The organism is Microbacterium sp., from assembly GCF_044340635.1.
Lineage (GTDB): Bacteria > Actinomycetota > Actinomycetes > Actinomycetales > Microbacteriaceae > Microbacterium.
In genome coordinates this window covers 28,565-54,744 of the sequence record NZ_JBIITF010000019.1, presented here as the reverse complement: position 1 = coordinate 54,744, position 26,180 = coordinate 28,565, and the positions used below count along the sequence as shown (strand labels likewise).

General features: G+C 68.7%; 26 protein-coding genes and 1 tRNA gene. 13 read left to right on the top strand and 14 right to left on the bottom strand.

Annotation, left to right across the window (positions count from 1 at the left end; genetic code table 11):
* The first annotated feature begins 1 nt into the window (after position 1).
* A complete protein-coding gene (locus ACIQ0W_RS14325; protein WP_396643394.1) occupies positions 2 to 1,732 on the top strand; it encodes a helicase-associated domain-containing protein in 1,731 nt (576 codons plus the stop codon).
* 42 nt (positions 1,733 to 1,774) lie between these two features.
* Complete coding sequence (locus tag ACIQ0W_RS14320) at positions 1,775 to 3,415, top strand: DNA repair helicase XPB (RefSeq protein WP_396643393.1); 1,641 nt, start codon at positions 1,775 to 1,777, stop codon at positions 3,413 to 3,415.
* Positions 3,416 to 3,445: 30 nt separating this feature from the next.
* Here the strand turns inward: ACIQ0W_RS14320 and ACIQ0W_RS14315 are convergent, their stop codons facing one another.
* Entirely contained in the window at positions 3,446 to 3,859 is a 414-nt protein-coding gene (locus ACIQ0W_RS14315) for a hypothetical protein (protein ID WP_396643392.1), read from the bottom strand.
* 74 nt (positions 3,860 to 3,933) lie between these two features.
* On the opposite strand from ACIQ0W_RS14315, the gene ACIQ0W_RS14310 reads away from it, so the two are divergent.
* The 4 genes from ACIQ0W_RS14310 (at position 3,934) to ACIQ0W_RS14295 (ending at position 7,547) form a co-directional block, all read left to right on the top strand.
* The gene (locus tag ACIQ0W_RS14310; RefSeq protein ID WP_396643391.1) at positions 3,934 to 4,482 is read left to right on the top strand and encodes a TetR/AcrR family transcriptional regulator; all 549 of its coding nucleotides are present in this window, start codon (positions 3,934 to 3,936) and stop codon (positions 4,480 to 4,482) included.
* Between the two features lie 81 nt (positions 4,483 to 4,563).
* A complete protein-coding gene (locus tag ACIQ0W_RS14305) occupies positions 4,564 to 5,256 on the top strand; it encodes a response regulator transcription factor (protein ID WP_396643390.1) in 693 nt (230 codons plus the stop codon).
* A gap of 90 nt (positions 5,257 to 5,346) precedes the next feature.
* Positions 5,347 to 7,086, top strand: coding sequence for an ATP-binding protein (locus tag ACIQ0W_RS14300; RefSeq protein ID WP_396643389.1), 1,740 nt, complete (start codon positions 5,347 to 5,349; stop codon positions 7,084 to 7,086).
* Between the two features lie 173 nt (positions 7,087 to 7,259).
* Positions 7,260 to 7,547, top strand: a complete 288-nt coding sequence (locus tag ACIQ0W_RS14295) for a WXG100 family type VII secretion target (protein ID WP_396643388.1) — start codon at positions 7,260 to 7,262, stop codon at positions 7,545 to 7,547.
* Between the two features lie 184 nt (positions 7,548 to 7,731).
* Here ACIQ0W_RS14295 and groL read toward each other — a convergent pair whose 3' ends face one another.
* From groL to ACIQ0W_RS14265, 6 genes are all read right to left on the bottom strand, one after another.
* Positions 7,732 to 9,357, bottom strand: a complete 1,626-nt coding sequence (gene groL, locus ACIQ0W_RS14290) for a chaperonin GroEL (RefSeq protein ID WP_396643387.1) — start codon at positions 9,355 to 9,357, stop codon at positions 7,732 to 7,734.
* A 121-nt stretch (positions 9,358 to 9,478) separates the two neighbouring features.
* Positions 9,479 to 10,561: a DUF3048 domain-containing protein gene (locus tag ACIQ0W_RS14285; RefSeq protein ID WP_396643386.1), complete on the bottom strand. Its 1,083-nt coding sequence runs from the start codon at positions 10,559 to 10,561 to the stop codon at positions 9,479 to 9,481.
* A gap of 125 nt (positions 10,562 to 10,686) precedes the next feature.
* The gene (locus ACIQ0W_RS14280; protein WP_036300326.1) at positions 10,687 to 10,893 is read right to left on the bottom strand and encodes a cold-shock protein; all 207 of its coding nucleotides are present in this window, start codon (positions 10,891 to 10,893) and stop codon (positions 10,687 to 10,689) included.
* Between the two features lie 160 nt (positions 10,894 to 11,053).
* On the bottom strand, positions 11,054 to 11,620 hold the full coding sequence (locus tag ACIQ0W_RS14275) for a LytR C-terminal domain-containing protein (protein ID WP_396643385.1): 567 nt from the start codon (positions 11,618 to 11,620) through the stop codon (positions 11,054 to 11,056).
* Positions 11,621 to 11,678: 58 nt separating this feature from the next.
* Complete coding sequence (locus ACIQ0W_RS14270) at positions 11,679 to 11,948, bottom strand: DUF3263 domain-containing protein (RefSeq protein WP_396643384.1); 270 nt, start codon at positions 11,946 to 11,948, stop codon at positions 11,679 to 11,681.
* A 27-nt stretch (positions 11,949 to 11,975) separates the two neighbouring features.
* Positions 11,976 to 12,983 carry a DUF2332 family protein gene (locus ACIQ0W_RS14265; RefSeq protein WP_396643383.1) on the bottom strand — a complete coding sequence of 336 codons (1,008 nt, stop codon included), beginning with the start codon at positions 12,981 to 12,983 and terminating at the stop codon, positions 11,976 to 11,978.
* 85 nt (positions 12,984 to 13,068) lie between these two features.
* Between ACIQ0W_RS14265 and msrB the strand changes: the two genes are divergently transcribed.
* Both msrB and ACIQ0W_RS14255 read left to right on the top strand, forming a co-directional pair.
* Positions 13,069 to 13,470 (top strand): peptide-methionine (R)-S-oxide reductase MsrB, encoded by a 402-nt coding sequence (gene msrB / locus ACIQ0W_RS14260; RefSeq protein ID WP_396643382.1) that lies wholly within the window; start codon positions 13,069 to 13,071, stop codon positions 13,468 to 13,470.
* Positions 13,467 to 14,006, top strand: a complete 540-nt coding sequence (locus ACIQ0W_RS14255; RefSeq protein WP_396643381.1) for a nitroreductase family protein — start codon at positions 13,467 to 13,469, stop codon at positions 14,004 to 14,006. The genes msrB and ACIQ0W_RS14255 overlap by 4 nt, the downstream gene beginning before the upstream one ends.
* Positions 14,007 to 14,099: 93 nt before the next feature.
* Here ACIQ0W_RS14255 and ACIQ0W_RS14250 read toward each other — a convergent pair whose 3' ends face one another.
* Complete coding sequence (locus tag ACIQ0W_RS14250) at positions 14,100 to 15,050, bottom strand: DMT family transporter (protein ID WP_396643380.1); 951 nt, start codon at positions 15,048 to 15,050, stop codon at positions 14,100 to 14,102.
* A gap of 213 nt (positions 15,051 to 15,263) precedes the next feature.
* Between ACIQ0W_RS14250 and ACIQ0W_RS14245 the strand changes: the two genes are divergently transcribed.
* Both ACIQ0W_RS14245 and ACIQ0W_RS14240 read left to right on the top strand, forming a co-directional pair.
* A complete protein-coding gene (locus ACIQ0W_RS14245) occupies positions 15,264 to 16,124 on the top strand; it encodes a hypothetical protein (RefSeq protein WP_396643379.1) in 861 nt (286 codons plus the stop codon).
* Between the two features lie 100 nt (positions 16,125 to 16,224).
* Positions 16,225 to 16,815: a hypothetical protein gene (locus ACIQ0W_RS14240; protein WP_396643378.1), complete on the top strand. Its 591-nt coding sequence runs from the start codon at positions 16,225 to 16,227 to the stop codon at positions 16,813 to 16,815.
* A gap of 120 nt (positions 16,816 to 16,935) precedes the next feature.
* Here the strand turns inward: ACIQ0W_RS14240 and ACIQ0W_RS14235 are convergent.
* Both ACIQ0W_RS14235 and ACIQ0W_RS14230 read right to left on the bottom strand, forming a co-directional pair.
* Positions 16,936 to 17,008: transfer RNA gene (locus tag ACIQ0W_RS14235), tRNA-Thr, on the bottom strand.
* A gap of 67 nt (positions 17,009 to 17,075) precedes the next feature.
* Positions 17,076 to 18,044 (bottom strand): DsbA family protein, encoded by a 969-nt coding sequence (locus ACIQ0W_RS14230; protein ID WP_396643377.1) that lies wholly within the window; start codon positions 18,042 to 18,044, stop codon positions 17,076 to 17,078.
* A 234-nt stretch (positions 18,045 to 18,278) separates the two neighbouring features.
* On the opposite strand from ACIQ0W_RS14230, the gene ACIQ0W_RS14225 reads away from it, so the two are divergent.
* On the top strand, positions 18,279 to 19,382 hold the full coding sequence (locus tag ACIQ0W_RS14225; protein WP_396643376.1) for an ABC transporter ATP-binding protein: 1,104 nt from the start codon (positions 18,279 to 18,281) through the stop codon (positions 19,380 to 19,382).
* 90 nt (positions 19,383 to 19,472) lie between these two features.
* Positions 19,473 to 20,783: a DUF4032 domain-containing protein gene (locus tag ACIQ0W_RS14220; RefSeq protein ID WP_396643375.1), complete on the top strand. Its 1,311-nt coding sequence runs from the start codon at positions 19,473 to 19,475 to the stop codon at positions 20,781 to 20,783.
* A gap of 18 nt (positions 20,784 to 20,801) precedes the next feature.
* Here the strand turns inward: ACIQ0W_RS14220 and ACIQ0W_RS14215 are convergent, their stop codons facing one another.
* The 3 genes from ACIQ0W_RS14215 to cysS are packed head-to-tail and all read right to left on the bottom strand — an operon-like array spanning position 20,802 to position 23,861.
* Entirely contained in the window at positions 20,802 to 21,443 is a 642-nt protein-coding gene (locus ACIQ0W_RS14215; RefSeq protein ID WP_396643374.1) for an NAD(P)-dependent oxidoreductase, read from the bottom strand.
* Positions 21,444 to 21,475: 32 nt separating this feature from the next.
* Entirely contained in the window at positions 21,476 to 22,468 is a 993-nt protein-coding gene (rlmB, locus tag ACIQ0W_RS14210) for a 23S rRNA (guanosine(2251)-2'-O)-methyltransferase RlmB (protein WP_396643373.1), read from the bottom strand.
* Positions 22,461 to 23,861: a cysteine--tRNA ligase gene (cysS, locus tag ACIQ0W_RS14205; protein ID WP_396643372.1), complete on the bottom strand. Its 1,401-nt coding sequence runs from the start codon at positions 23,859 to 23,861 to the stop codon at positions 22,461 to 22,463. Before cysS ends, rlmB begins: the two co-directional genes overlap by 8 nt.
* A 121-nt stretch (positions 23,862 to 23,982) precedes the next feature.
* On the opposite strand from cysS, the gene ACIQ0W_RS14200 reads away from it, so the two are divergent.
* The gene (locus ACIQ0W_RS14200) at positions 23,983 to 24,918 is read left to right on the top strand and encodes a DMT family transporter (RefSeq protein WP_396643370.1); all 936 of its coding nucleotides are present in this window, start codon (positions 23,983 to 23,985) and stop codon (positions 24,916 to 24,918) included.
* An 18-nt stretch (positions 24,919 to 24,936) separates the two neighbouring features.
* Here ACIQ0W_RS14200 and ispD read toward each other — a convergent pair whose 3' ends face one another.
* A complete protein-coding gene (ispD, locus tag ACIQ0W_RS14195; protein ID WP_396643369.1) occupies positions 24,937 to 26,178 on the bottom strand; it encodes a 2-C-methyl-D-erythritol 4-phosphate cytidylyltransferase in 1,242 nt (413 codons plus the stop codon).
* Positions 26,179 to 26,180: the final 2 nt, after the last annotated feature.

The window sequence follows — 26,180 nt, the reverse complement described above, 5'->3', positions numbered from 1 at the left end:
CGTGACAGAGGGAACGAGGGAGCTCGCCGCGCGCCTCGCGACCCTCGACGATTCGGAGTTCGCCGCCCTGCTCGCGGCGCGTGGGGTGTCGCCCACGGTCGCTTGGCGCGACTACTTCGATGCCGCCGACGCGCTGACCGATCCCTCGTTCGTCGCGCGGGCGTTGCAGGGTCTGACCGCCACCGAGCTCTCGGCCGTGGCCCGGGCCGCCGCAGACGGAACACCCGTCCCCCAGGAACAGGCCGCCACGGTTCGGAGTCTCGGACTGACGGATGCCTCGGGCATCCCCCTCCCCTCGACGTCCGCCGCGATCAACCTCGTCACCTTCGACGCCGCGTCGTCGCAGGACGCACTGCCGCCGGCCGACGCCGCGACCGAGGGCGCGACCGCCGAGCGTGCCTTCACGAGCGTCGCCTCGCTCGGCGACATCCTGATCCAGTCGCTCCACGCGCCGTTCGCCCGCCTGGGCTCCGGCGCGATCGCGGCCGCCGATCGTCGCCGAATCTCGGACGAGCTTCAGCACCCGGAAGACCTGGATGCCCTGATCGCGCTCGCCCGCACAGCCGGCTTGCTGGATGTCGAGGGGCGCTGGCTGCTGCCCACCGCGCAGGCCGAACTCTGGCTGCGCGAACCCACGGTGCGGCGTTGGTCGCTCGTCGCGACAGCGTGGCGCGACGAGCTTCCCCGCGGAATCCGCGCGGGTGGTGCGTGGACCGATCCGTCGACGTGGAACGCGACATTCCCCGCGGATGCCTCCTGGCCGGCCCGTGCGGAAGCCCTGCGGGCCCAGGCCATGGTGTGGGGCCTCATCGCGCCGGATGGCGCAGCCCCGCCGTGGTCGCGCGCCCTCCCCTCGGGCGCCGAGCGTGCCGAGGCCGAGTTGGGGGCCCTGCTCCCGCACGAGGTCGACCGCATCTACCTGCAGAACGACCTGACGGCCATCTCTCCGGGCCCGCTCGCGTCCGGACTCGATGTGCGCCTGCGCCAGCTCGCCCATCGTGAGTCGCACGCGCAGGCCTCTTCGTATCGCTTCACGCCCGAGACGATCGCCGCCGCGCTCACCGAGGGCGAGACCGCCGAGTCGATGCTGGAGTTCCTCGCGGGGCTCTCCCTCACGGGCGTACCGCAACCCCTCGAATACCTCGTACGGACGACCGCCGACAAACACGGTCTCGTCCGCGTCGGCTACGACCCGGACGCACCGCCCGAGACCCCCCGCACGCTCGTCACGAGCAGCGCATCACAGGCCCTCGAGACGATCGCCGTCGACCAGTCGCTCCGCTCCCTCGGCCTGGTCCGAACCGGCGACGGGTCGGCGTTGACCTCGCGCGTGCCCCGCGAAACCGTACTGTGGGCGCTGATCGACGCCCGGTATCCGGCCGTCGCGGTCGATCGTGCGGGCACGGAAGAACCCATGCGGCGCCATCGCATCGCGGCCAGCGCGCTCCCTCCCGGTTCTGTGTCCCCCGAGGCGTACACAGCGCTGATCGAAACCCTTCGCTCGTCCGTCTCCTCCAACGCGGACACCGCCTGGCTCGAGCGCGAGATCGAAGCCGCCGTGCGCCTCCGTGCGGTCGTCGACGTCGACGTCCAACTGCCCGATGGGTCGACCCGCACATTCACCCTCGAGGCCAGCGGCCTGGGCGGCGGGCGTCTGCGCGGCCGAGAGCGCGGCACGGATGTCGAGCGAACCCTGCCGGTCTCGAGCGTCCGAGGCATCCGACGCGTGTGAACCGCGCCGCGGCACCCGCGCGCACCGGTAGAATTGGCCCTTATGTCTGATGGCCCCCTGATCGTGCAGAGCGACCGAACCGTGCTGCTCGAAGTGGCGCACCCCGACGCCGAGACGGCGCGGCACGAGCTGGCGATCTTCGCCGAGCTCGAGCGGGCGCCCGAACACATCCACACCTACCGGATCACCCGGCTCGGACTGTGGAATGCCCGCGCCGCCGGGCACCACGCGGAAGACATGCTGGCGACGCTCGACCGGTGGTCGAAGTTTCCCGTCCCGCCGTCGGTGTCGATCGACGTCCGCGAAACCGTCGGCCGCTACGGCCGGCTCGTCATCGAACGCGACGACGAGGGCACACTCGTGCTGCGCAGCACCGACGGCGCCGTGCTGTCGGAGGTCGCGCGCAACAAGCGCATCCAGCCCCTGCTCACGGGCCAGCCCGTGCCGGGCACGTACACGGTCGACGCCTGGGCGCGCGGGCACATCAAGCAAGAACTGCTGAAGATCGGCTGGCCGGCCGAAGACCTCGCCGGGTACACCCCCGGCACCCCGCACGAGATCGCGCTCGACGAGAGCGAATGGAACCTGCGGCCCTACCAGCGGCAGGCCGTGGACAGTTTCACGGATGGCGGATCCGGCGTCGTCGTCCTCCCCTGTGGCGCCGGCAAGACCCTCGTCGGTGCCGCCGCGATGGCTGACACCAAGACGACGACACTGATCCTCGTCACCAACACCGTCTCTGCCCGGCAGTGGCGTGACGAGCTCCTCAAGCGCACCACCCTGACCGCCGAAGAAATCGGCGAGTACTCGGGGCAGGTCAAAGAGGTCAAGCCCGTCACGATCGCGACGTACCAGATCCTCACGGCCAAGCGGAAGGGCGAATACGCCCACCTCGCCCTCCTCGATGCGCTCGACTGGGGCCTGATCGTCTACGACGAGGTCCACCTGCTGCCTGCCCCGGTCTTCAAGCTCACGGCCGAGCTGCAGGCTCGCCGCCGCCTGGGTCTCACCGCGACACTCGTCCGCGAAGACGGACGCGAGGGCGATGTGTTCAGCCTGATCGGACCCAAGCGGTTCGACGCTCCGTGGAAAGAGATCGAGGCTCAGGGGTTCATCTCCCCCGCCGCCTGCTACGAGGTGCGCATCGATCTTCCGGCGTCCGACCGCCTCGAGTACGCCGCCGCGGCCGACGACGAGCGATACCGCCTGGCCGCGACCGCACACGCCAAGATCGACGTCGTGCGCCAGCTGGTCGAGCGGCACGAGGGCGAACGGATCCTGATCATCGGGCAGTACCTCGACCAGATCGACATCCTCGCCGAGGCTCTCGACGCGCAGAAGATCACGGGCGCGACGCCGGTCGACGAACGGGAAAGGCTGTTCCAGGCGTTCCGCGAGGGCTCGATCTCGGTGCTCGTGGTGTCGAAGGTCGCGAACTTCTCGATCGACCTGCCCGACGCATCCGTCGCCATCCAGGTCTCGGGATCGTTCGGCTCGCGACAGGAAGAGGCACAACGCCTCGGTCGCCTGCTGCGCCCCAAGACGAATGGCCACACCGCGAGCTTTTACACCCTCATCGCGCGCGACACGGTCGACCAGGACTTCGCACAGAACCGTCAGCGCTTCCTCGCCGAACAGGGCTACGCCTACACGATCCTCGATGGGACGGCCATCGCCGCCTGAGTTGGCGTCGGCGTCCCCCGCCGGCTGGCCCTACGCCGCGATGGTTGTGCCGATACACACTCCCAGGCACGAGAAGTAGACCACGCCGGCGAACAGCGCGTGAAACGTCACGTGCCGGGGCATCCGGCCACGCACGACGTCGACGATCGCCCGCCCATAGTCCGCCGCGCCGGGCTCGGTGATGCCCCGCAGCCGCCGCGAACGGCGCACCATCATCGATTCCCCCGGCGGGATTCCGATGGTGAGGACGACCAGCGCCGCCCACGCGTAGATCACCGATCCCGATGCCATGAAGACGATCCAGAGGATCAGGACGGCGACGGTGAGCACGACATGGCTGACGATAGCCGGGGCATAGTGACGGCCGTGACGTGCCCAGCCGACGAGCAACCACGCGCCGACGACCGCCTGGATCACCCAAACGCCGAGCACGAAGTAGGTCATGTCGGGCAGAATACTACTTTCGTAGTGTCGTGTCACTACTTTTATAGTGCGGATGTTGCACCTAGTGTTCCCCTATGGCTTCCACCCGCGATCGCGCTGTCGCGGCAGCTCTCGCGCTCGTCGGCGAACAGGGCATCCGCGCGCTGACTCACGCTCGCGTTGATGCGCGGGCGGGACTGCCGAGAGGTTCGACGTCGAACTGGTTCCGCACGCGGGCAGCCCTCGTCACCGGCCTGATCACGTCGATCGCCGAGGCCGAGCGCGCCGACGCCGCGGGCGGCTCCAGCTCACGTCCGCGGACGCCCGAAGACCTCATCGACATGTTCTGCCTTTTCGTCGAGACCGAGACGGGCGCGGCGGCAACCCGCACGCGTGTCCGCCTCGCTCTCGCGCTCGAGGCCGCGCACGACACCGCCCTCATCGCTCCCCTCATCCGCCAGCGAGCGATCTTCGTCCAGTGGACGGCAGAGCTCCTCCGCGGAGTCGGCGCGCGGCGGCCGGAAGAGGCGGCCCGGACTCTGCTCGCCTGCGGCAACGGCCTCACCTTTCACCGGCTCACGGTCGATCCCGACGCCGAGATCCGCCCGGTCATCGAGCGCGCGGTCCGTGCGTGTCTGGACTGACGAGCAACCCGACCAGGGCGTGAACGCGCCGATCAGGGCAGGATTCAGCGGATGCATCACTCCAGTGGGGATAATGGGGTAATGACTGCACCGCGCATCCTCGTCGTGGACGACGAGCCGAACATCCGCGATCTGCTGATCACGAGCCTGCGCTTCGCCGGCTTTCAGGTCAGGGCCGTCTCGAACGGCGCGCAGACGATCTCGGCCGTTCTCGAAGAAGAGCCCGATTTGATCGTGCTCGACGTCATGCTGCCCGACATGAACGGGTTCAGCGTCACCAAGCGCCTGCGAAGCGCCGGCTACACCGCCCCCATCCTCTTTCTGACCGCCAAAGACGAGACCGAAGACAAGATCGAGGGCCTGAACGCCGGCGGCGACGACTACGTAACCAAACCGTTCAGCCTCGACGAGATCGTCGCGCGCATCCAGGCGATCCTCCGCCGCACGATGCAGGCCGACGAAGAGGCGGTCATCCGTGCCGGCGAGCTGTCGATGGACCAGGACACGCACGATGTGAAGGTCGGCGACGTCTCGATCGACCTCAGCCCGACCGAGTTCAAGCTGCTGCGCTACCTGATGCTGAACCCCAACCGCGTGCTGTCGAAGGCGCAAATCCTCGACCACGTCTGGGAGTACGACTTCAACGGTGACGCGGGCATCGTCGAGAGCTACATCTCGTACCTGCGGCGCAAGATCGACCCGCACTCGTCCGAAGCGCTCATCCAGACCAAACGAGGCTTCGGCTACATGCTGAAGGCCGGTAAGACCGCGTAGGGGGCTCCCCTGAGCGATCGTCACAAACCCGACAAGGTCACCCGGTGGTGGCGGGGCGTCAGCCTCCGCGCCAAGGTCACCGGCGTCACCGTGGCGATCCTCGCGATCGGCCTGTTCGCGTCGGGCATCGCGACCATGGCGTTCGTGCACAACGCGCTCGTCGTCGCGCAAGATCAGCAGCTGGAAGCGCGCGCTTCGTCGAACCTCGCCGCCGGGCTGCTGGATGTCGAGATCGACGAAGACGACGGCACCGTCAAGATCTCTCTGACAGACCAGGCCCTGGCCGGCGACTACTTCATCGCCGTCTACGAACCGGGGGGCGAAGCGTTGGGCGGTCGACCCCAGGAGGGCGGCCCCATCTGGCCCGAGGAGTACACGCTCGAGAAGACCTACTCCACGGGAACAACGCCGTTCACGCTGTACGGGGAAGACGGAGAGGTCTATCACGCCAGCGCGGGAACGCTGGATCCGCGCCTCACGGGTGAGCTGTACACGCAGATCATCGCGCAGCCCCTCGCCCCGATCGATCGGACCGTCGCGACGTTCTTCGGCGTCTTCACGATCCTCGGGCTCATCACGATCGCGGCCGGTGCACTCACCACCCGCCTGCTCGTCACCCAGACGTTCCGCCCGCTCGGGCAGGTCGAGCGTGCCGCGACATCCATCTCGTCCGGTGACTTCAGCCAGCGACTCACACCCAGCGACCCCCGCACCGAAGTCGGAAAACTCACGGGCGCGCTCAATACGATGCTCGATCGTGTGGATGCCTCGCTCAGCCAGCGCGAGGCGACCGTTCGCCAGATGCGGCGCTTCATCGGCGATGCGAGCCACGAACTGCGCACGCCCCTCGTAACTGTGCGCGGCTACGCCGAGCTGTATCGGATCGGTGCCATCCGAGGTGACGAGGACATCGCACAGGCGATGGAGCGCATCGAAAAAGAGGCGATCCGCATGGGTGTGCTGGTCGAGGACCTGCTCGCCCTGGCGCGCCTCGACGAGCGCCGCGAGGTCGAAATCGCGCCGATCGACCTACGCCCGATCGCGCGTGATGCGGGCATGGATCTGCGCGCCGCCGCACCGCAGCGCACCGTGACCGTGATCGACGCGGATTCCCTGGCGGCGCGGATCGCCCTCGAGAACGACGGCGCGACGGGCACCGTCCCCGTGGACACCGATCCCGCAGAAAAGGATGCCTCCGCCCCGCGTCGACGCGGCGGGGCGAGCTCCGCTGCCCGTGCACGCTCGCTCCTGCGTCGCATCCCGCGCCCTGTTCCGGCGCCGCGCGGCGGATCCGCGTCGGATTCAGCGGACGGCCCTGCTCAGCTGTCGTTCCCGACGAAGTCGATCCCGGTCGCCGTGAGCCGCCCACCCGTGGTGCTCGGGGATGAGAACCGGATCCGCCAGGTCGTCGCGAATCTGCTCGGCAACGCGCGTCGCTTCACCGCCGACGATTCGCCGATCGAGATCGTGGTCGGCACCGACGTCACCGCCGTGAGCCCGACCGCACCGCTCGGTATGGGGTGGGTGGCGATCGTCGACCACGGGGAGGGCATCCCCGAGCAGATCCGCGACAACATCTTCCAGCGCTTCTGGCGCGCCGATTCATCGCGTACGCGCGAGACCGGCGGCTCCGGCCTCGGGCTCGCCATCGTGGCTTCGATCGTCGCGGCGCTGAACGGCACCGTCGAGGTCGAAGACACTCCGGGCGGCGGCGCCACGTTCCGGGTCTCGTTCCCCATCGCGGCCGAGTCGACGCTGTACCTCGACACGCAGCCTCTCCCTAAGCTCCCGCCGCTCCCCCCTCTGCCGCCGCAGCCCTCCGCTCGTTGAGCGCACCTTCTTCCGAGCGCTTCGCTCACTCGACGACCGGTCCTCCCCAGCGGCGCGGCCGATAAAGCGAAGGGCGATTCGGATGCTTGCGCGCAGTCCGTGCCTGCCAGGCCCGTAGCGTCGGGGCATCCGCCGGCACTCGGCGATACCGATCCGCACCTCAAGGAGCTCTCATGGCCGTTTTCACCGTCGATTCCGACGCCGTCATCGCCCAGTCCGCCGCCATCCGCGGAACGATCGACCGCATCCAGTCCGAGTCTCAGTCGATGCTCGGCCAGCTCGTCCAACTCCAGTCCGCGTGGACCGGTCAGGCATCCGCGGCCTTCCAAGAGACCATCGAACGGTGGCGCACCACGCAGCGACACGTCGAAGAGAGCCTTGCCACCATCACTTCGGCGCTGGAGTCGGCCGGCAGACAATACGCGGATGCCGAGATCACGAACGCGGCTCTGTTCCGCTGACCCAACCGCGAGAGTGCCCGTCCCCAGCGCGAGGATGCCCCTTCCCACAGCGAGGGTGCCCGTTCCGCGAACCGAACGGGCACCCTCGGCGACAGAACGAGCACCCTCACGCCGCCTCTGAGGCCGAGACAAGAAGAAGGGCCCCGGCGCAATGCCGGGGCCCTTCTTATGATTCGTGCGGGACTTAGAAGTCCATGCCACCCGTCGGGTCGCCGCCACCCATGGCAGCGCCGGCCTTCTCGGGCTTGTCGGCCACGACGACCTCGGTCGTCAGGAACAGACCGGCGATCGACGCCGCGTTCTCCAGAGCGGAGCGCGTCACCTTGGCCGGGTCGATGATCCCGTGCGCGAACATGTCGACGTACTCGCCGGTCGCGGCGTTGAGGCCGTGTCCGATGGGCAGCTCGGCGACCTTGTTCGCCACGACACCGGGCTCGAGGCCCGCGTTCAGGGCGATCTGCTTGAGCGGCGCCTCGATCGCGACGCGAACGATGTTCGCGCCGGTCGCCTCGTCACCCGTCAGGTTGAGCGTGTCGAACACGTTCTTCCCGGCCTGGATGAGGGCGACGCCACCACCGGCGACGATGCCCTCTTCGACGGCGGCCTTCGCGTTGCGAACGGCGTCCTCGATGCGGTGCTTGCGCTCCTTGAGCTCGACCTCGGTTGCAGCTCCCGCCTTGATGACGGCGACGCCACCGGCGAGCTTGGCGAGACGCTCCTGGAGCTTCTCACGGTCGTAGTCGCTGTCGGTGTTCTCGATCTCGCGGCGGATCTGGGTCACGCGACCCTCGATCTGCTCCGAGTCGCCGGCACCCTCGACGATCGTGGTCTCATCCTTGGTGATGATGACCTTGCGCGCCTTGCCGAGCAGGTCGGTGGTCGTGTTCTCGAGCTTGAGACCGACCTCTTCGCTGATGACCTGACCACCGGTGAGGATGGCGATGTCCTGCAGCTGCGCCTTGCGACGGTCGCCGAAGCCGGGAGCCTTGACGGCAGCCGACTTGAAGATGCCGCGGATCTTGTTGAGCACGAGAGTCGCGAGAGCCTCGCCCTCGACGTCCTCGGCGATGATGACGAGCTCCTTGCCCTCCTGGATCACCTTGTCAACGACCGGCAGAAGGTCCTTGATGTTCGAGATCTTGGAGTTCGCGATGAGGATGTAGGGGTCCTCGAACACGGCTTCCTGGCGCTCGGGGTCGGTGACGAAGTAGGGGTTGATGAAACCCTTGTCGAAACGCATACCCTCGGTGAGCTCGAGCTCGGTGCCGAACGTGTTCGACTCCTCGACGGTGACGACGCCTTCCTTGCCGACCTTGTCGATCGCCTCGGCGATCAGGTCACCAATGGTGGTGTCGGCGGCCGAGATCGACGCGGTAGCGGCGATCTCTTCCTTGGTCTCGACCTCTTTGGCGCTCTTGAGCAGCTCGGCCGAGATGGCCGCGACGGCCTTCTCGATGCCGCGCTTGAGCGAGATGGGGTCGGCGCCGGCCGCGACGTTGCGCAGGCCTTCCTTGACGAGGGCCTGAGCCAGAACGGTAGCGGTGGTGGTGCCGTCACCTGCGACGTCGTCGGTCTTCTTGGCGACCTCCTTGACGAGCTCCGCGCCGATCTTCTCGTACGGGTCGTCGAGTTCGATCTCCTTGGCGATCGAGACGCCGTCGTTCGTGATGGTGGGGGCGCCCCACTTCTTCTCGAGCACGACGTTGCGACCGCGGGGGCCGAGCGTCACCTTGACGGCGTCGGCGAGGATGTTCAGGCCGCGCTCGAGGCCGCGACGGGCCTCTTCGTCGAAAGCGATGATCTTTGCCATGTGTGTGTCGTCCCTCCCGGACGTAGGTATTGGTTTAGCACTCCGGTAAGGCGAGTGCTAACGCCCATTCTGGCACTCACCCCCACCGAGTGCAAGCCGCGCAGAGTCCGGATGACTCAGGTCAGACGACCGCGATGCTCCCACCGCGCGCATCGGGCACGAGCTCGACCCACGTGTTGCCGGGAGCGAGATACACCGGCGTGCCGTACTGATTCGTGAGCTGAATGGGTGCGTCAGCGGATGCCTTGGTCCAGGTGACCTGGATGACCTTCCCGCCCGTTGCCACCCACGCCGGGCCGCTGCCTACCATGACGGTCTTCGGGATGTCGCCGTAGGCCCAGTCGATGCTCACCGAAAGCGCGACGACATTGGTCGCTGCGAGCTGCCCACCCCCGGAATCCAGGTCGGGCGCGCCGTTCTGCGAACGGAGGTAGCGCCCGGATCCCGCGTCCCACCGCCACGACCGGCCCTCCTTCGCCGAGAAGAACAGGTCGAACCCGTTCGCCGCGCTCCCGTACGCCGCGGCAGACGCCGTCTGGGGGCGCTGCGAATACGCGAACTGCTGGGCCGGCGGAGGTACATCGGCGTACGCGGCTCGTAACTCCTGCGCCTTGACGAGCACGTTGTGGGGCGCGGCCTTCGACGGGGTGCGGTACATGAACCGGTCGTCCGCACCGCCGTGGATGGCGTTGTGAACGGGCGCATTGAGCATCATGTCCACGAAACGCTGCTGCCCACCCGAGTAGGCGATCAGACCGCCGAAGGGCGAAACGATATCGGGGTCCATGGGACGGATGCTTCGCACGGGACCGATCTCGGCGGGCACATCCGAGAACCAGAGCGCGACGTACCGGGTCAGGCCACCCTCGACGAGCTCCTCGAACACGATGTCCGTGCGGTCCAGACCCACCTGCGGGCGGGCCGCGACGTGGTTGTCGATCTTTGCCGCGAGGGCGGGGCCCGTGATCGTTTCGGCGGGAACCTGCGTACCGCGCAGAGGCTGCACGGCCATCGGGGGCGCCTCGGGTGTCGGCGTGGGGCTGGGCTCGATGGACGCCGTCGTGCTGGGCGTCGCCGGCGGGGGGCCCGCTTGCGCCGGTTCCGCGGCGCAAGCGCCGAGCATCAGTGCCGAGACGAGCACACCGACGGTTGCGGCGAGCCGCACGGAACGAGGGAGCGCGCGGGCCCGCGCAGGCGACTTCATGCGCGTCAGACTAGGACGCGCGCGCCGAGGGGCGCCGTCGACACGGCGGTCGGCGCCGAAGCCGACGCACCATCCGCGGGCGCATCAAGCGACGACCCTTCACGAACGCGCGTCCGGAACGCGCGTCAAGAGACGACGCGGACCGATTCGGCCTGCGGGCCCTTCTGCCCTGCTCCGACCGTGAACTCGACGAGTTGCCCCTCTTCGAGGACGCGGAATCCCGACATGTCGATGTTCGAGTAGTGGACGAAGACGTCCTGCCCCCCGTCGACCACGGTGATGAAGCCGAATCCCTTCTCGGCGTTGAACCATTTGACGGTGCCCTGGGTCATGCGTGAACTCCTGTGCTGCGCGGGTGAGACAGGGTCATGCTAGCCACCGGGATCGCGCCAGATGAGCCTCCAGCACAACTGTTGACACGGGGGCCGTCAACTCGTAACTCTGCCGAAACATGCGGGCGAATGGGGTGCGGAGTGCCGGCCTCCGCCCGGGCTAACCGGCGGGCGTCTCGGTCGCGACGGGCTCGATGCGGTCGAGTCCGAGCACCACGGTCAGCTGCGTGCCGGGGGTGCCGGGGAGCGGATACTCGGGGTCGAGCACGACCTCTGCAGCACCGATCACACCGGCGAGGCCGCGGGCTGCACCCTCGGCCTCGGGCGCGGCGTAGTAGACGGTCGTCAGCGGGAAGGCACGGTCACCGGCGTTGCCCGCGAGCACGTTGGCCTCGGGCCATCCGCTCGCCACCAGCTCGTCCTTCACCAGCGTCGCCTGCCCCTCTTCGGGCGTGCCGTTGAGCACGAGCACCGTGTAAGAGGTGTCCACGACGGGTTCGGCCGTGGGGACGACCGAGATCGAGGGCGCGGGAGTCGGAAAGAGCACGATCTTGCCCTGCCAGATCATGCTTGCGAAGATGCCCAGCAGAACAAGGACGACCGTCGCGGCGAGCGCCCAGAGGAAGGTCGTCCAGCCGCGAACGCGAGGATTCTCGGCTCGGTGCGCGCCGACGCGGCCGGGGGACGCGGAGATGTCGTCGAATCGATCGGTGGGGGGCGGGGGCACCTGAGAATGCTACCGGCGGTCGTGTGTGCGAACCCTCAACGCCGCGGCCGACCGAGGGTCAGAGTCCGAGCGCGCCTTCGCGGGCGGCGCGTTCGGCGTCGCGCTGGTCCCGGATCCGGCGGAGACGCTTGACCAGCATCGGGTCGTACGCGAGCGCCGCTTCGGTCTCGATCAGCCGACCCAGAAGCTGGTAGTAGCGCGCGGGTGCGAGGTCGAGTTCGGCACGGATCGCCTCTTCTTTCGCGCCCACGTGCCGACGCCACTCCGCCTCGAAATCGAGGATCGCGCGCTCATCGACGGTAAGAGCATCGCTCGGGGACTCGGCCATGACCCCAGGGTAGGTCGGCCGGACGCTTCAGCTCGCGCGCCACTCCAGCCACGCGCCAAGCGGATCCGCCGCAGCCAGAACACGTCCGTTGTGGCTCAGGACGAACCCCGGCCATCCGCTCGCGTCCACGGGCGTCGTCCACCGTTCGTGGAGGGCGGGCGGGTCCAGCGATACCCAGTGGACGCCCGCACTCCGCAGTTCGGCGAGCGCGTCGAAGAGCCGCTCGCGACCGGCGCGGGGTACGTGCGGCAGGAGCCCCGGGGTGGTCACCACGGCCGTCGCCCCGGACGGCGTGGAATCGACCAGCCGACGGAGCGCCTCGGGATCGGTGGCGTCGCCCGCGTCGATGCGCAGGTGCTCGGCGGCGGCAAGATCGAGCGCAGCATCGATACGCGCCGCGCGGCCCGTCTCGCCCGGCCAGACGAGAGCGGTGGCGAAGCGACGGTCGTCCGCGTCGGACGGATCGAGCGGGCGCAGGTCCAGCCCGGCGCGCCAGACGATCTCGGGCATGAGCAGTTCGGGCCGGCGTCGTTCTGGCGAACGGTCGCCGCGGAGTTCGCACGAGAGCACGACCGACGATGGGCCGTCCACGGGATCGAGCGCCACACTCCGCGCTCCGCCGTACCGATACGAGTACCGGTCGGGCAGCAGACACAGACCCGCGGATGCCCCGAGTTCGATCAGCGCGATCGGCCCCTCGATCGCGGCGAGCGCGGGTAGCAGCACAGCCGACCGCTGCGGTTCGTTGGTCTGGAGTGAGCGAACGGATGCGTCAGCGACGAGTTCGTCTGCGTGCTGGATGAGCCAGTCGGCGAAAGCCGCGTACCCACCGACTTTGGGCGCGCCCCGCAAGCGCGCGAGAGCGAACACCAGCGGGGGTTGGCGGCGGTCGGGCGGGAGGCGTCCGATCACGGCGCAGGCCGAGGCATCCTGCGCCACTCCCCTCGCCCATTCGGCGTAGAGCGCGGAGCGGCCCGGGGTCTCGACGAGAGCGAACCGCCCGTATCGCTCTGCCACCTCATCCGCCGCCGTCATGCCCCTATTCAATCGCGCGCATACCGGCGGATGCGCCGCGTCGGCCGCACGCAGGGTTGAATGGAGGGGACGACAGGAGAGTGCGATGGACTACACCGTCACCAAAAGCGACGAGCAGTGGCGCGAAGAACTCGACGCGGACCGGTTCGCCGTGCTGCGGCAGGCCGCGACCGAGACCCCGTTCACCGGCGAGCTGCTCGAAGAGGAACGTTCGGGGCTCTACACGTGCGGCGCGTGCAACGCCGAGCTCTTCGAGAGCGGCACGAAGTTCGATTCCGGATGCGGATGGCCGAGCTTCTACGAATCCGTCCGTCCCGACGCGGTCGAGCTGATCGAGGACGACTCGCTCGGCATGATGCGCACCGAGGTGCGCTGCGCGACGTGCGGATCCCACCTGGGTCACGTCTTCCCGGACGGGTACGGAACACCCACGGGCGACCGGTACTGCATGAACTCGCTCGCGCTGTCGTTCGAGCCCGAGAAGTGAGCGCGCTCGACGCCGTCCGGGCCCGGCGCTCGTGGTCGAAGGTCACAGACGAGGCCCCGACGCACGACGAACTGCTCGAGCTGGTGTCGGCGGCCGGTCGAGTCGCAGATCACTCGGGATTGCGCCCCTGGCGCCTGATCGAGCTGCGCGGAGATGACCGCGACACGCTCGGCCGCGCGATCAACAAGGCCGAGGGTGAGAAGGGCGTATCCAGCAAGCCCCGTCGCGCTCCCCTGCTGATCGCCGTGGTCGCGAGCTACCGCAAGAGCGACAAGGTGCCGCGCTGGGAGCAGGAGGCCGTCGCCTCAGGCGTCGCGCACATGCTCAGCCTGCTGCTCGACGAGGCCGGTTACGGCGTGCTGTGGCGCACGGGGCACTACACGCGGGCGAAGGCCGTCGCCAAGGCGCACGGGCTCAAGAAGAACGAAGAGCTGCTGGGGTGGCTGTACGTGGGGAAGAAGCCCGAGCGCACGCGCGGTGGCTTCCGCCGCGGCGTGGATGCTTCGCGTTTCGTCTCGCGGATGCCCCGCCCCTAGCGCGCCCGACCCCACCCCGCCGAAACACCCATCGTGCGACGAAACACCCCGTGTCGAGGGGTGTTTCGGCGCAGAAGAGGTGTTTCGGAGGCTTCAGCCGCGGTCGGTGGCCCGGCGGCGGCGCGGCATCACGACCACCAGCACCGCGACGAGCGCCACCACCACGGCGATGAGCGCGCGCGGCACGTCGAGGTCGGCGCCCGTCGGCCAGGCCACGTCGAGCACGACGGATGTCGCGAGCAGGCCGACGACCGAACCGAGCCCGAGCAGAAGCACTCCGGTGTACCGGACGAGCCCGGCCGACACGAAGATGTAGACGACCCCGGTGGCGCCGCCGAGGTAGAGCCACGGGTTTGTCGGGAGCACCGCGGGCGGACCGACGAACGCGATGTGGATCGCGGCCGCGACGCCGAGGATGACGGTTCCGCCCAAGAAGTTGACGAACGTCGCGGCGAAGGCCGACTCGACGCGCTGCCGCAGACGCCCGTTCGTCGCCTGCTGCCACGCGATGCCCGCGCCCGCGAGGAACGGCAGCGTGAGCATCCACCACGGCACCGAAACCACGGCGCTGCCGACCAGCCCCACGGCGACCGCCACGAGCGCGAGTGCTCCCCCGCCGACGCGACGCATCGTGACCGGGACGACTCCCGCGGGACCGTAACCCGCACGGTCGAGCACCAGCCCACCGACCGTCTGGCCCGCGACGACCCCGACGGTGAACAACGAAACCCCGAGCAGCCCGACCGTCAGGCCCTGCGTGACGGTTGTCAGTGCGCCCGCGAGCCCACCGAGAAGCATCCATGAAGGGATGCGCCGTTCTCGGACGCCCGCGAAGAGTCGACCCATCGCGGCTCGACCGGCGGAGGTGACGGGCGCTAGCACGACCAAGATGATCAGGCCCGAACCGAACGACACGAAAGCGGCGAAGATCCCGTCCCCGGATTCGCTGCCGAGGCCGCCGTTCATGCGGGCCTGCACGGCGGTCATGGCGCCGACCGACACTGCGCCGAGTGCCGAGAGGAGTACCGGGGGGCGCTGACGCATCGCCACTCCCCCTTCTTGGAGCCGACTACGGGATGTGAACCCGTAACCCCGGACTCACGGGTTCAGATGCGCTGGCGGACCGGGCCCCGGCGTTCCGCGGATGTCGCGTCAGATCAGGGTAGCCGTTCGATCGTCGAGCCAGCGCTATGGACGGGTCGGCCGGGATGCGGGATCGACCGCGAAGCGAGGGGCAAACTTAGGTAGCGTCTGGGCATGCGACTTCTGCCCGCAAGCCTCCTCCTCCTCGTGGTAGCGGGTGTTCTGGTCGGATGTACGTCCTCTGATGCTTCGACGTCGGCTAGTGCTGAACCGACGGCGTCCGCGTCGCCCGAGCCCACGGCAACGGTCACCGGCGCAGATCCCCTCGATCTGATCGGCACCTGGCGCATCTCGGAGGCGGATGGCGAGACACCTGGGACCGTAGTGCGCATCGGGCTCGGCGGCCTCGAGATCTGGCGGAGCTGCGGCGATGTCGTCGGGTCGTGGGTTGCGGACCACACCCAGATGCGCGCCGTCGTGTCGGGGTATTCGCAGACATGCGACCCGCTCCCGCCTCTCACATGGATCGATGACACGGCGTCGTACGAGCTCACGGCCGAGAGCGCGACCCTCCGTTCCGGCGACGGAGGCGTGCTGGCTGTCCTCATCGCGGATGACGCAGCCGAGTCTCCCGATCGAGTGACGCTGGGGCATTTCTCGACCGAGATCGACGATCGGGCACGAGACCACTTCGCCGGAATCGTCTCCTGGCCCGCGGGGCTGGAGCCCGCCGAGCCCGGCGAGCTCTTGGGCGAATGGGTGCCGCAGGGAGACTTCGCCGCCGACCCGCACGTTGTGTTCTCAGAGGCCGGACACTGGTCGGGTACCGACGGTTGCAACGGCGGCGGCGGACGCTGGATCGTCTCGGCTGGCGGTTCGTTCGACAGCACATCGGGAGCATCGACCCTCGTCGGTTGCGACGGCGCACCGGTTCCGAGCTGGGTGATGACGGCGCGCGGGGCCGGGATGGACGGCGACGAACTCGTCTTGCTCGACATCAGCGGGCAAGAGCTGGGACGCCTCATCCGGACATGAGCGGCGGATGAAGCGACACGACGCCGTGTCGCCGTCCGACGATAATGATCGGATGATCCCGCCGCGCGCACACGATGATTGGACGGCCTTGGACCCGTCAATGCGTCGAGAAGCGCTGGGTGCACTCAAAGCACGGCTCCACGAGAGCCCGAAGGATCTGTCCACACGTCGCGAGATCGTCGATGCGTACCGCCAACTGGGGAACCCGGACCAGGCAGGCCGTTTCGCCCTCGGTCTGGAGGAGGGCGCTCGACCCGATGAGATTCGTGCCTACTCTTCGATGATTCGGGGACTCGGTGCCGGCGAATCTGCGGCGCGCAGGCTCAGTCTCATCACGGCCGAGGTCGAACTACCGGAGCCGGTGAGGCAAGCAATCGAGGGCCGACCGCTGGGCGACGAGTGGCGACCCGGAGGAATCTACGTCGGCATCGCCTGGGCGATCTGGGTCGGGCTCGGGCTCATCTCGATGATGGTCGTGTTCAGTTTCGCCATGGCGGGAGCGCGCGACGTGCAGTCGATCGCGCAATGGTGGACCGCCTTGACCGGGTGGGCGCTTGTGGTCGCGTTGACTTCGACCACTGCGTGGTGCGCGGCGTCCAAGAAGTGGAAACCTGCACTCGTTTGGGCATCCATCACCATCGTGTTCACCGCGTGCGTTCTCGTCATTTCGGTAGTACTCCTCCCGCGCTAACCGCGCCCATTTCGTCTGGGCTACTGGCACGGGAATGGCACCCCGGGATCATCACAGGACCATCCAGAGGGCCCTGGTTAGCGCACCGGATCGGCTCGCTGACCAGGGACCTATCCACAGAGCCGACTACGGGACTTGAACCCGTAACCCCCTAATTACAAGTTAGGTGCGCTACCAATTGCGCCAAGTCGGCAGGTCCACCAGTCTATCGACGCCGATCGAACGTCGTGAGCCGGCGCAGCCCGCGAGCCGCTCACTCCTCAGGGAGTGGGGGACGGCGTGGTCGTCGGGGTGACGGAGGGCGTGGGGGTCGGCGTCGAGAAATAGGCCTCGCTCGCCAGCGTGAGCACGAACTGCGCGAACTCTTTCGCATCGGTCAGGTCGCCGTTGTACGGCGTGCCGTTGACGTAGACCTTCGGGCCGGTCAGCGCCGCGTCGGTGCCCTCGACCGGCTCAGCCAGCGCGCGCGCGGTGGCCTTCTGGACCCACGGCACGAAGCTCGCATTCTCGATGCACCGAGCGACCCGCTTGGGGTTCTCGACGCCCACGGCCTGAGCGAGCACCGCCAGGTCGTCGTCGCTCAAACCGTCGGTGTCGAGCTCGGGTCGCTGCTCGAGCAGCCGGTGATTGAACGCGAAGAACGAGGTCGGCGCGTACGTCGCAACGCACGCAGCCGCACCGGCCGAACGCAGCGAGTACTTGGTTCCGTTGGATTTTCCCGTCAGGAGTGCGACCGGGTGGTACGAGATCGTCGCCGCCCCCTCCGATACCCATTCCGACAGCTGCTGGGCATTCGCCAACTGGAAATCGGAGGACGCCTCGGACAGGTAGTCGACGTAGACCTCGACCCGCAGCGGCTGCTGGGTCGACGTCGGTTCGGGCGTGGCGGCCTCGGTCGCGTCGGGAGCCGCGGCATCGGACGACGCGGGCGGGGCATCTGCCGCGCCGCCTCCGGAGAAGGATGCCAGCACGCTCGCGGGAATCGAGTCGACGACGATGCCGTCGTCCTGCACGGTGGGAGAAAGCTGCGGCTGAGAGGCCGACTCGCCGAGCGTCCACGCCACGGCGACACCCGCGCCGACGACGACGGCTGCCACGACGACACTGCCGACGACGATGCGCGCGAGGCGCCCTCGACGCTGGCGGGCCTGGACGGCAGCCGCCTTCTCGCGTACCGCCTCGCGGCGGTCGCGACGCGCGGGGACGTTGGGCGTCTCATCGCTCGACATGAAACCTCTGAATCGCTCGGGCCGAAAGCGTCGGGCGCTTCCGGGTAGGACGCGCACGGGAAAGCGACATCCGCATCCGATGGTAGTCAGAGAGGCTGGGAATCACCCAGACGAGGCGCCTATTGCTGTGCCATAATTCCGAGAGGCGCGCCGATGCGCCTGCGGCGGCTAACCCCCGCCACTTCCATTCACTACGGATCGTCCGGCACGTACCTGCCGGTGAAGGAGAAAACAATGTCGTCTGTCACGTTCGACAACGCCACCCGCCTGTACCCCGGCGGTGAGCGACCCGCCGTCGACAAACTCAACCTCGAAGTCGCCGATGGCGAGTTCCTCGTTCTCGTCGGCCCCTCCGGTTGCGGCAAGTCCACGTCGCTGCGCATGCTCGCCGGCCTCGAAGAGGTCAACTCGGGACGCATCCTGATCGGTGACCGCGACGTCACGGACGTCCCGCCGAAGGATCGCGACATCGCGATGGTCTTCCAGAACTACGCCCTGTACCCGCACATGACGGTCGCCGAGAACATGGGCTTCGCCCTGAAGATCGCCGGCGTCGGCAAGGACGAGCGTGCCGCCCGCGTTCTCGAGGCCGCGAAGCTGCTCGACCTCGAGCAGTACCTGACCCGCAAGCCCAAGGCTCTCTCGGGTGGTCAGCGTCAGCGCGTCGCGATGGGTCGCGCCATCGTGCGTCAGCCCCAGGTGTTCCTCATGGACGAGCCGCTGTCGAACCTCGACGCCAAGCTCCGCGTCCAGACCCGCACACAGATCGCATCGCTCCAGCGCCGCCTCGGCGTCACGACGGTCTACGTCACGCACGACCAGACCGAAGCCCTCACGATGGGTGACCGCATCGCCGTTCTGAAGGATGGCGTCCTGCAGCAGGTCGGCACGCCCCGCGACCTGTACGAGACGCCGAAGAACGTCTTCGTCGCCGGCTTCATCGGATCGCCCGCCATGAACCTGTTCACGGTTCCCCTCACCGAGGGTGGCGTCCAGTTCGGCACGTCTGTCGTGGGAATCGAGGCTGACACGATCAGCCGCGCCCACGGCAGCGAGGTCACGATCGGCGTTCGTCCCGAGGACGTCGTGCTCGGCCCGGCGGACGGCCCGGGCCTCTCGGTCACGGTCGACCTGGTCGAAGAGCTCGGTGCCGACGGCTACCTCTACGGCCACGCGGACGTCCTCGGCAAGCGCACCGACCTGGTCGCGCGCGTCGACGGTCGCCGCCACCCGAACGCCGGCGAGACGGTGACGCTCGCGCCGATCCCCGGACACATGCACGTGTTCGACGTCGTCACGGGCGACCGCCTCAGCGACAAGCCCGTCGTTTCGGCGTAACTCCCTCGTGCGGCGCGGGTCCTCTTCGGAGGCCCGCGCCGCACGCATTTTCTCGCGCCCGCAGCACCCGAAACCGACGGAGGAGACACCGTGAGCGATGCCCTCAGCATCACCGCGAGCGAGGTCGACCCGGGCTTGCTGACCCTGCCCTGGTCGTTGCCGCTCGCCGAGTGGCCGAGCAGCACGATCGTCTCGCTTCCCAAGGGCCTTTCGCGTCACCTGGTGCGTTTCGCGAATCTCTCCGGCCGGGTCGTCGCGGTCAAAGAGACGACGGCCGAGATGGCGCGGCGCGAGTACGAGATGCTTGGCAACCTGCACCGGCTCGCCGTGCCCTGCGTCGACCGCGTCGCGGTGATCGCGGGACGCAAGGATGCCTCGGGCGAGCCGCTCCCGGCCGCCCTGGTCACCGCGCACCTGAAGTTCTCGCTCCCCTATCGCGCCCTGTTCACACAGGTGCTGCGCCCCGACACCGCCACGCGCCTGGTCGATGCGCTCGCGGTGCTGCTGGTGCGCCTGCACAATGTCGGTTTCTTCTGGGGCGACGTGTCGCTCTCGAACACGCTTTTCCGTCGCGATGCCGGAGCCTTCGCCGCGTACCTCGTCGACGCCGAGACCGGCGAATTGCACGAGAGCGGGCTGACGCTCGGTCAGCGCGAGCACGACCTCGACGTCGCGCGCACCAACATCGCCGGTGAGATCATGGATCTCGAGGCGGGCGGGCGACTCGAGGGCGGTGTCGACGCGATCGAGATCGCCGACGGCATCCTCTCGTCCTACCACTCGCTCTGGGCGGCGCTCACGGACCAGGAGAGCTTCTCGTCCGCGGAGTCGTGGCGCCTCACCGAACGCGTGCAGCGCCTGAACGCGCTCGGGTTCGACATCGGCGAGATGTCCATCCAGGCCGCACCCGACGGCACCCGCGTCTCGATCCAACCGAAGGTCGTCGACGCCGGGCACCATCAGCGGCGCCTGATCCGGCTGACGGGGCTCGACGTCGAAGAGAACCAGGCACGGCGCCTGCTGAACGACCTCGACGAGTTCCGCGCCCGCGTCTCGCGGCTCGGCGTCGACGAAGAGATGGTCGCCCACGAGTGGCTGACGCGCGTCTTCGAACCCGTCGTCAAGGCCATCCCCTACGACCTGCGCGCCAAGCTGGAGCCCGCCGAGGTGTTCCACCAGGTGCTGGAGCACAGGTGGTACATGTCGCAGGAGCGGGGTTCATCCGTTCCCCTCGCCGAGGCCCTGACGTCTTACGTCAACAACGTCCTGCGCCATCGCCGCGACGAGGCGACCATCATGGGCCCCCCGACCGAGACACTGGCGATCCCCGTCATCGACGACGACGCCGAGATCGAACCGGACGCCGAGGCGGACGCCGTCGACTGGCGGGACCTCGTCTGAGCGGGCCTGCCGCGTCAGCTAGTAGCCGACGGTGAACCGCTCGCGGGAGTGCTTCGGCTCTTCGATTTCGTCGAGCACAGCCACGGCCAGGTCGGCGCCCGAGATGAACGACTCCCCGTCCGCGTCCGTGACGATGACATCGCCGCCGTCGCGGTACGACCCCGTCCGCTCTCCTGGGTTCCATGCGCCGAACCCGCCCGCCGGGTGGACGTAGAACCAGTCGATCGACGGATCCCCGGTCTGCAGGTCCTCGAGGATCCCGATCGCCTCGAACGCCTCGGGCTTGTACTCCTCGGTGAAGCTCGGCAGATCGATGACGCGGGGACCACCGGGCGCCGAAAGGCTCCCGCCCGCACCGCCGATCACGCCGACCCGTGTGCCGGGCTGAAGCGTCGCGACGAGCTCCGCAACCGCGGGACGAAGGAGCCCAGCCATCTCGCCCCGTGCGGGAACCGACACGATGACGACCTCGGCACCCTGGATCTCGGCGACGAGGCCGGGCACGTCGAGCAGCGAGCCCTCGATGTAGGTGACACCCTGTTGCCGATCGGACGCCGCGGTCCGCGCGACCGAGAGCGCGGTGTGTCCGCGCCGCGCGGCTTCGGCGACGATGTGGCTACCGGCGTAGCCGGTTCCTCCGATGACGACGATGCGAGACATCCGTGATCCTTTCGCTTGCGTTTAGCGGTGCTTCAGTCTCCGACGGACGCGCGCAGGGTCGACACCTGGTAGAGGGCGACGGATGCCGCGATGCCGGCGTTCAACGACTCTGTGCTGGCCGAGATGGGAATCGAGACGATCTGGTCGCATGTCTCGGCCACCAGACGCGACAGCCCCTTGCCCTCGCTGCCGACGACGATCACTATCGGGCGGTCGGCGAGCTCGAGGGCGGGCAGCGACACATCGCCATCGCCGTCGAGTCCGAGCACGAAGACGCCCTGGCGCTTGAAGTCCTTCAGCGTCGAGGTCAGGTTGGGCGCGACCACGACAGGCGTGCGAGCAGCAGCACCGGCGCTGGTCTTCCATGCTGCGCTGTTGACGCTCGCCGAACGACGCTGCGGCAGGATGATGCCGTGCCCGCCGAAGGCGGCCGTCGAGCGGATGATCGCGCCGAGGTTGCGGGGGTCGGTGATGCCGTCGAGCGCGACGAAGAGCGGGAGCTTGCCCGCGTCGATGACCTTCTCGAGCAGGTCCTGCGGGTGCCCGTACTCGTACGGCGGCACCTTGAGCGCAACGCCCTGGTGAACGCCGTCGAAGCCCGCCATGCGGTCGAGCTCCGGTCGCGTGACCTCGAGCACCGGAATCTCGCGGTTCGTCGCGATCGAGAGCATCTCTTTCACGCGGTCGTCCATCTCGACCCGCTGCGCGATGTAGAACGCCGTGGCGGGGATCTTCGCCCGCAGGGCCTCGAGCACCGAGTTACGGCCGGTGACGACCTCGGTCTCTTCGTCCTTCTTCGCGCGGGGCGCGCGTCCCGAGCTCGGGTTCGAGCTCGGGCGCCCCTTGCCGCCCGCGGCGGCGAAGCGCTCGGCCGCGGCCTTGCGCTTGCCCGCGGGGTGCCACGCGCGATCCTCGGCCTTGGGCGTCGGCCCACGACCTTCGAGCGAGCGCTTGTTCTTTCCGCCCGTGCCCTTTGTGGGACCCTTTTTGCCCCTGCTCGCGCCGGGCCGTCCTGGCTTAGCCATCGATGCTCCAATGCGTGCCGTCTGAGGTGTCTTCGAGGGTGATGCCGGCCGCCGCGACAGCGTCGCGGATGCGGTCGGCGGCGGGCCAGTCCTTACCGGCGCGCGCACGCGCACGCTGGTCGATCAGGCTTGTCACCAGGGTATGCAATGCGCGGGCCTCCGCGCCGTCCGAATGGTCGCGCCAACGCTCGGACATCGGGTCGATCCCGAGAATTCCGGTCATGGTGTGCACGTGGATGGCGGCGGTCGTCGCCGCATCCAGGTCGGATGCGTCCAATGCCGCGTTCCCTGCCCGCACGGTCTCGTGCAGCACGGCGAGCGCCTCGGGAACGCCCAAGTCGTCGTCCATCGCGGCGACGAACGCATCGGGAAGGTCGGTGGCGAGCCATCCGTACTCTCCGCCGCGGGCACGGCCCAGTCGCACGAGGAACGTGCGCAGCCGTTCGAGCGCCGATGCGGCCTCGGCGAACGACGACTCGGTGATATCGAGGCTCGAACGATAGTGCGCCGAGACGAGCGCGTAGCGGACGACGAGCGGGTCGTAGGCACGCAGGATGTCTTCGGCCAGGACGAAGTTGCCGAGCGACTTCGACATCTTCTGTCCATCGACGGTGACGAGCCCGTTGTGCACCCAGTACCGCGCGAACGCGTCGCCCGCAGCGGTGGACTGGGCGAGCTCGTTCTCGTGGTGCGGGAATCGCAGGTCCAGTCCTCCGCCGTGGATGTCGAATTCGGGGCCGAGATACCGGCGCGACATCGCCGAGCACTCGATGTGCCAGCCGGGACGACCCGCACCCCACGGCGAATCCCAGATCGCGCTGTCGGGCTCGCCGGCCTTGGCGCCCTTCCAGAGCGCGAAGTCGTGGGGATCGCGCTTGCCGCGCGGGTCCGCGTCGGCCGCGGCCTCCATCGCGTCGAGCGACTGACGCGTGAGCGACCCGTAGGCGGGCCACGATCGCACATCGAAGTAGACGTCGCCCTCGGCGGCGTAGGCGTGGCCCTCGGCGATGAGTCGGCCGATCAACTCGTGCATCTGCGGGATCGACGCCGTGGCGCGCGGTTCGTAAGTCGGCGGACGGATGCCGATCTGGGAATACGCGTCCGAGAACGCCAACTCCATGCGATACGCGAGTGCCCACCAGGTCTCGTCGGGCGTCGCGTTCGCGAGCACCTTGTCATCGATGTCGGTGACGTTCCTGACGTACGTCACGGGGCCGACGCGGTGCTCGAGCCAGCCGCGCAACACGTCGAAGGCGAGCGCGCCGCGCAGGTGCCCGAGGTGCGGGCCGGACTGCACGGTCGGGCCGCACACGTACATCGAGACGCGTCCGGGGTCGCTCGGCACGAAGTCGCGCAGTTGCTGCGCCTTCGTGTCGTAGAGCCGGAGAGTCACCCACCTACCCTACCGGCGGGGGTTCAGCGCATCGAGCTGTCACGAAACGCTCGATCTGGCGAGCGGATGCAGCGGTTTGCGACAGTTCGACGCCCCCACGCCGACCGGGTAGAACTGGAGGGTGCTTCCCGTCCTCGCCGTGCTCGCCGCGGCCGTCCTTTTCGGCACGACCGGTACCTCGCAGGCGCTCGGCCCCGACAACACCACCCCCCTCTCCATCGGAGTGGTGCGCCTTGTGCTCGGTGGTACCGGCCTCGCAGTGATCGCGTTCCTGCTTGCCCGCCGTGCCCACCGCCGCGGCACCGTCCCACCGCGTCCCCGCCTCACGGCAGCGCCGCTCGCTCTCATGGCGCTCACGGGCCTGTGCCTCGCGCTCTACCAGCCGCTGTTCTTCCTGGGCACCGCCCGCAACGGCGTCGCGGTGGGCACGGTCATCGCGCTCGGTTCGGCGCCGATCCTGGCCGGTGTACTCGAGTGGTCGCTGACGCGCCGCCGTCCGAGCGGCGCCTGGCTGCTCGCCACGGCACTCTCGACCGTCGGTGTCGCCCTGCTGGGAATGGGCGGCGGGACGGATGCCGCGGGAACCGGCGGCACGGACCCCCTCGGATTCCTCGGCTCGATCGGCGCGGGCGCAACCTTCGCCGTCATCGCCAATGCGCAGCGACGACTGCTGGACGGCGGGTGGGACCCTTTCACCGTGGTCGGCGCGATGGGCGCGGGCTCCGCCGTGCTCTCCGCCTGCGTGCTGCCCTTTGTCGACCTCTCGTGGCTCCGGGAGCCCGCGGGAGTGGTGATGGCCGTATGGCTCGGCATCGGAACGATATCCGTCGCCTACGTGCTGTTCACCTGGGGCCTGAACGGGCTGACGGCCGCGACCGCGGCGACACTGACCCTCGGCGAGCCACTGACCGCGAGCATCCTGGGGGTGAGCGTCCTCGGCGAGCAGCTGAGCGTTCTCGCCGTGGCGGGGCTCCTGGTGCTCGCCGTCGGCCTCGTCACCCTGGCATGGGGCTCACGCGCGCCCCGAGACCCGAAGCCCTTCGCCGTGGAGGCGTGACGACGAATCCGTTACGACTCAGGCGGGGACGACCAGGGCAACAGCGAAGGCCGCCACGCCCTCACCGCGACCGGTGAACCCGAGCCCGTCCGTCGTTGTCGCAGCGATCGAGACCGGAGCACCGAGAGCCTCGGACAACACCGCTTCCGCCTCGGCGCGACGTGCCGAGAATCGCGGCCGGTTGGCCTGGAACTGAACGGAGACGTTTCCGACAGCCCAACCCGCGTTGCCGAGGAGCTCTCGCGTCCTCGTCAAGAACGCACCCGCGTGCGCGCCCGCGAACTCGGGGCGGTCCACACCGAAGTGCGTGCCGATGTCGCCCAGCCCAGCGGCAGAGAGGAGCGCGTCGACGATCGCGTGTGCGACGGCGTCGCCATCCGAGTGCCCCGCCAGTCCCGGCTCGCCCGGCCAATGCAGCCCCGCGAGCCACAGCTCGACGGCAGCGTCCCCGGCGCCGTCGACTCCCGCGAACGCGTGAACGTCGGTGCCGACCCCCACCCGCGGCGCACGCCCGCCGGTTTCGAACCGTGCGTGCGCCGGCGCGAGGGGCACGATGAGCCCGCGCGCGCGGTCCATGTCCGCCGGCGTGGTGATCTTGAACGAGAGGGCATCACCCGGCACGGTGACGATCGGATGCCCCGCCGCGGCCACGAGCGCCGTGTCGTCCGTGTAGTCCTGCTCGGCGCTCGCATACGACGCGACGAGTATCCCGCGCGGGAAGCCTTGCGGGGTCTGCGCGGCCGCGAGATCAGCGCGGTCGACGGCCTCCAGCACGACCTCTCCCCCGATCCGCTTGATGGTGTCGATCACCGGAAGGGTCGGAACGATGCCCGACCCGGTCCGGTCGACAGCCTCGACGACACGCTCGAATACGGCGGGCGGGGTGAGTGCCCGTGCAGCGTCATGCACCAGCACGACCTCGACGTCGGCCCAGAGTGCAGCCAGACCCGCGGCGACCGAGCGCTGCCGGGTTTCGCCCCCGGTGACGACGGAGATCAGATCACGTCGACGCCCGCTCTCGAGTGCGGGAGCCTCTTCCGAAGCGGCCAGAGCCTCGGTGAGGGCATCACCCTCACGTCCGGCGGGCGCGACGATCACGACCTGTGCGGGTCCCGCCGCGAGGACACCCCGCAGGGCATGCCGAAGCATCGAGTGTTCATCGATGCCGACGAAGGCTTTCGGTGCTCCCGCGCCGAGGCGCGTGCCCGAACCACCCGCGACGACGATGATTCCGATGCGAGGGGAAGGCGTGATGCTCACGC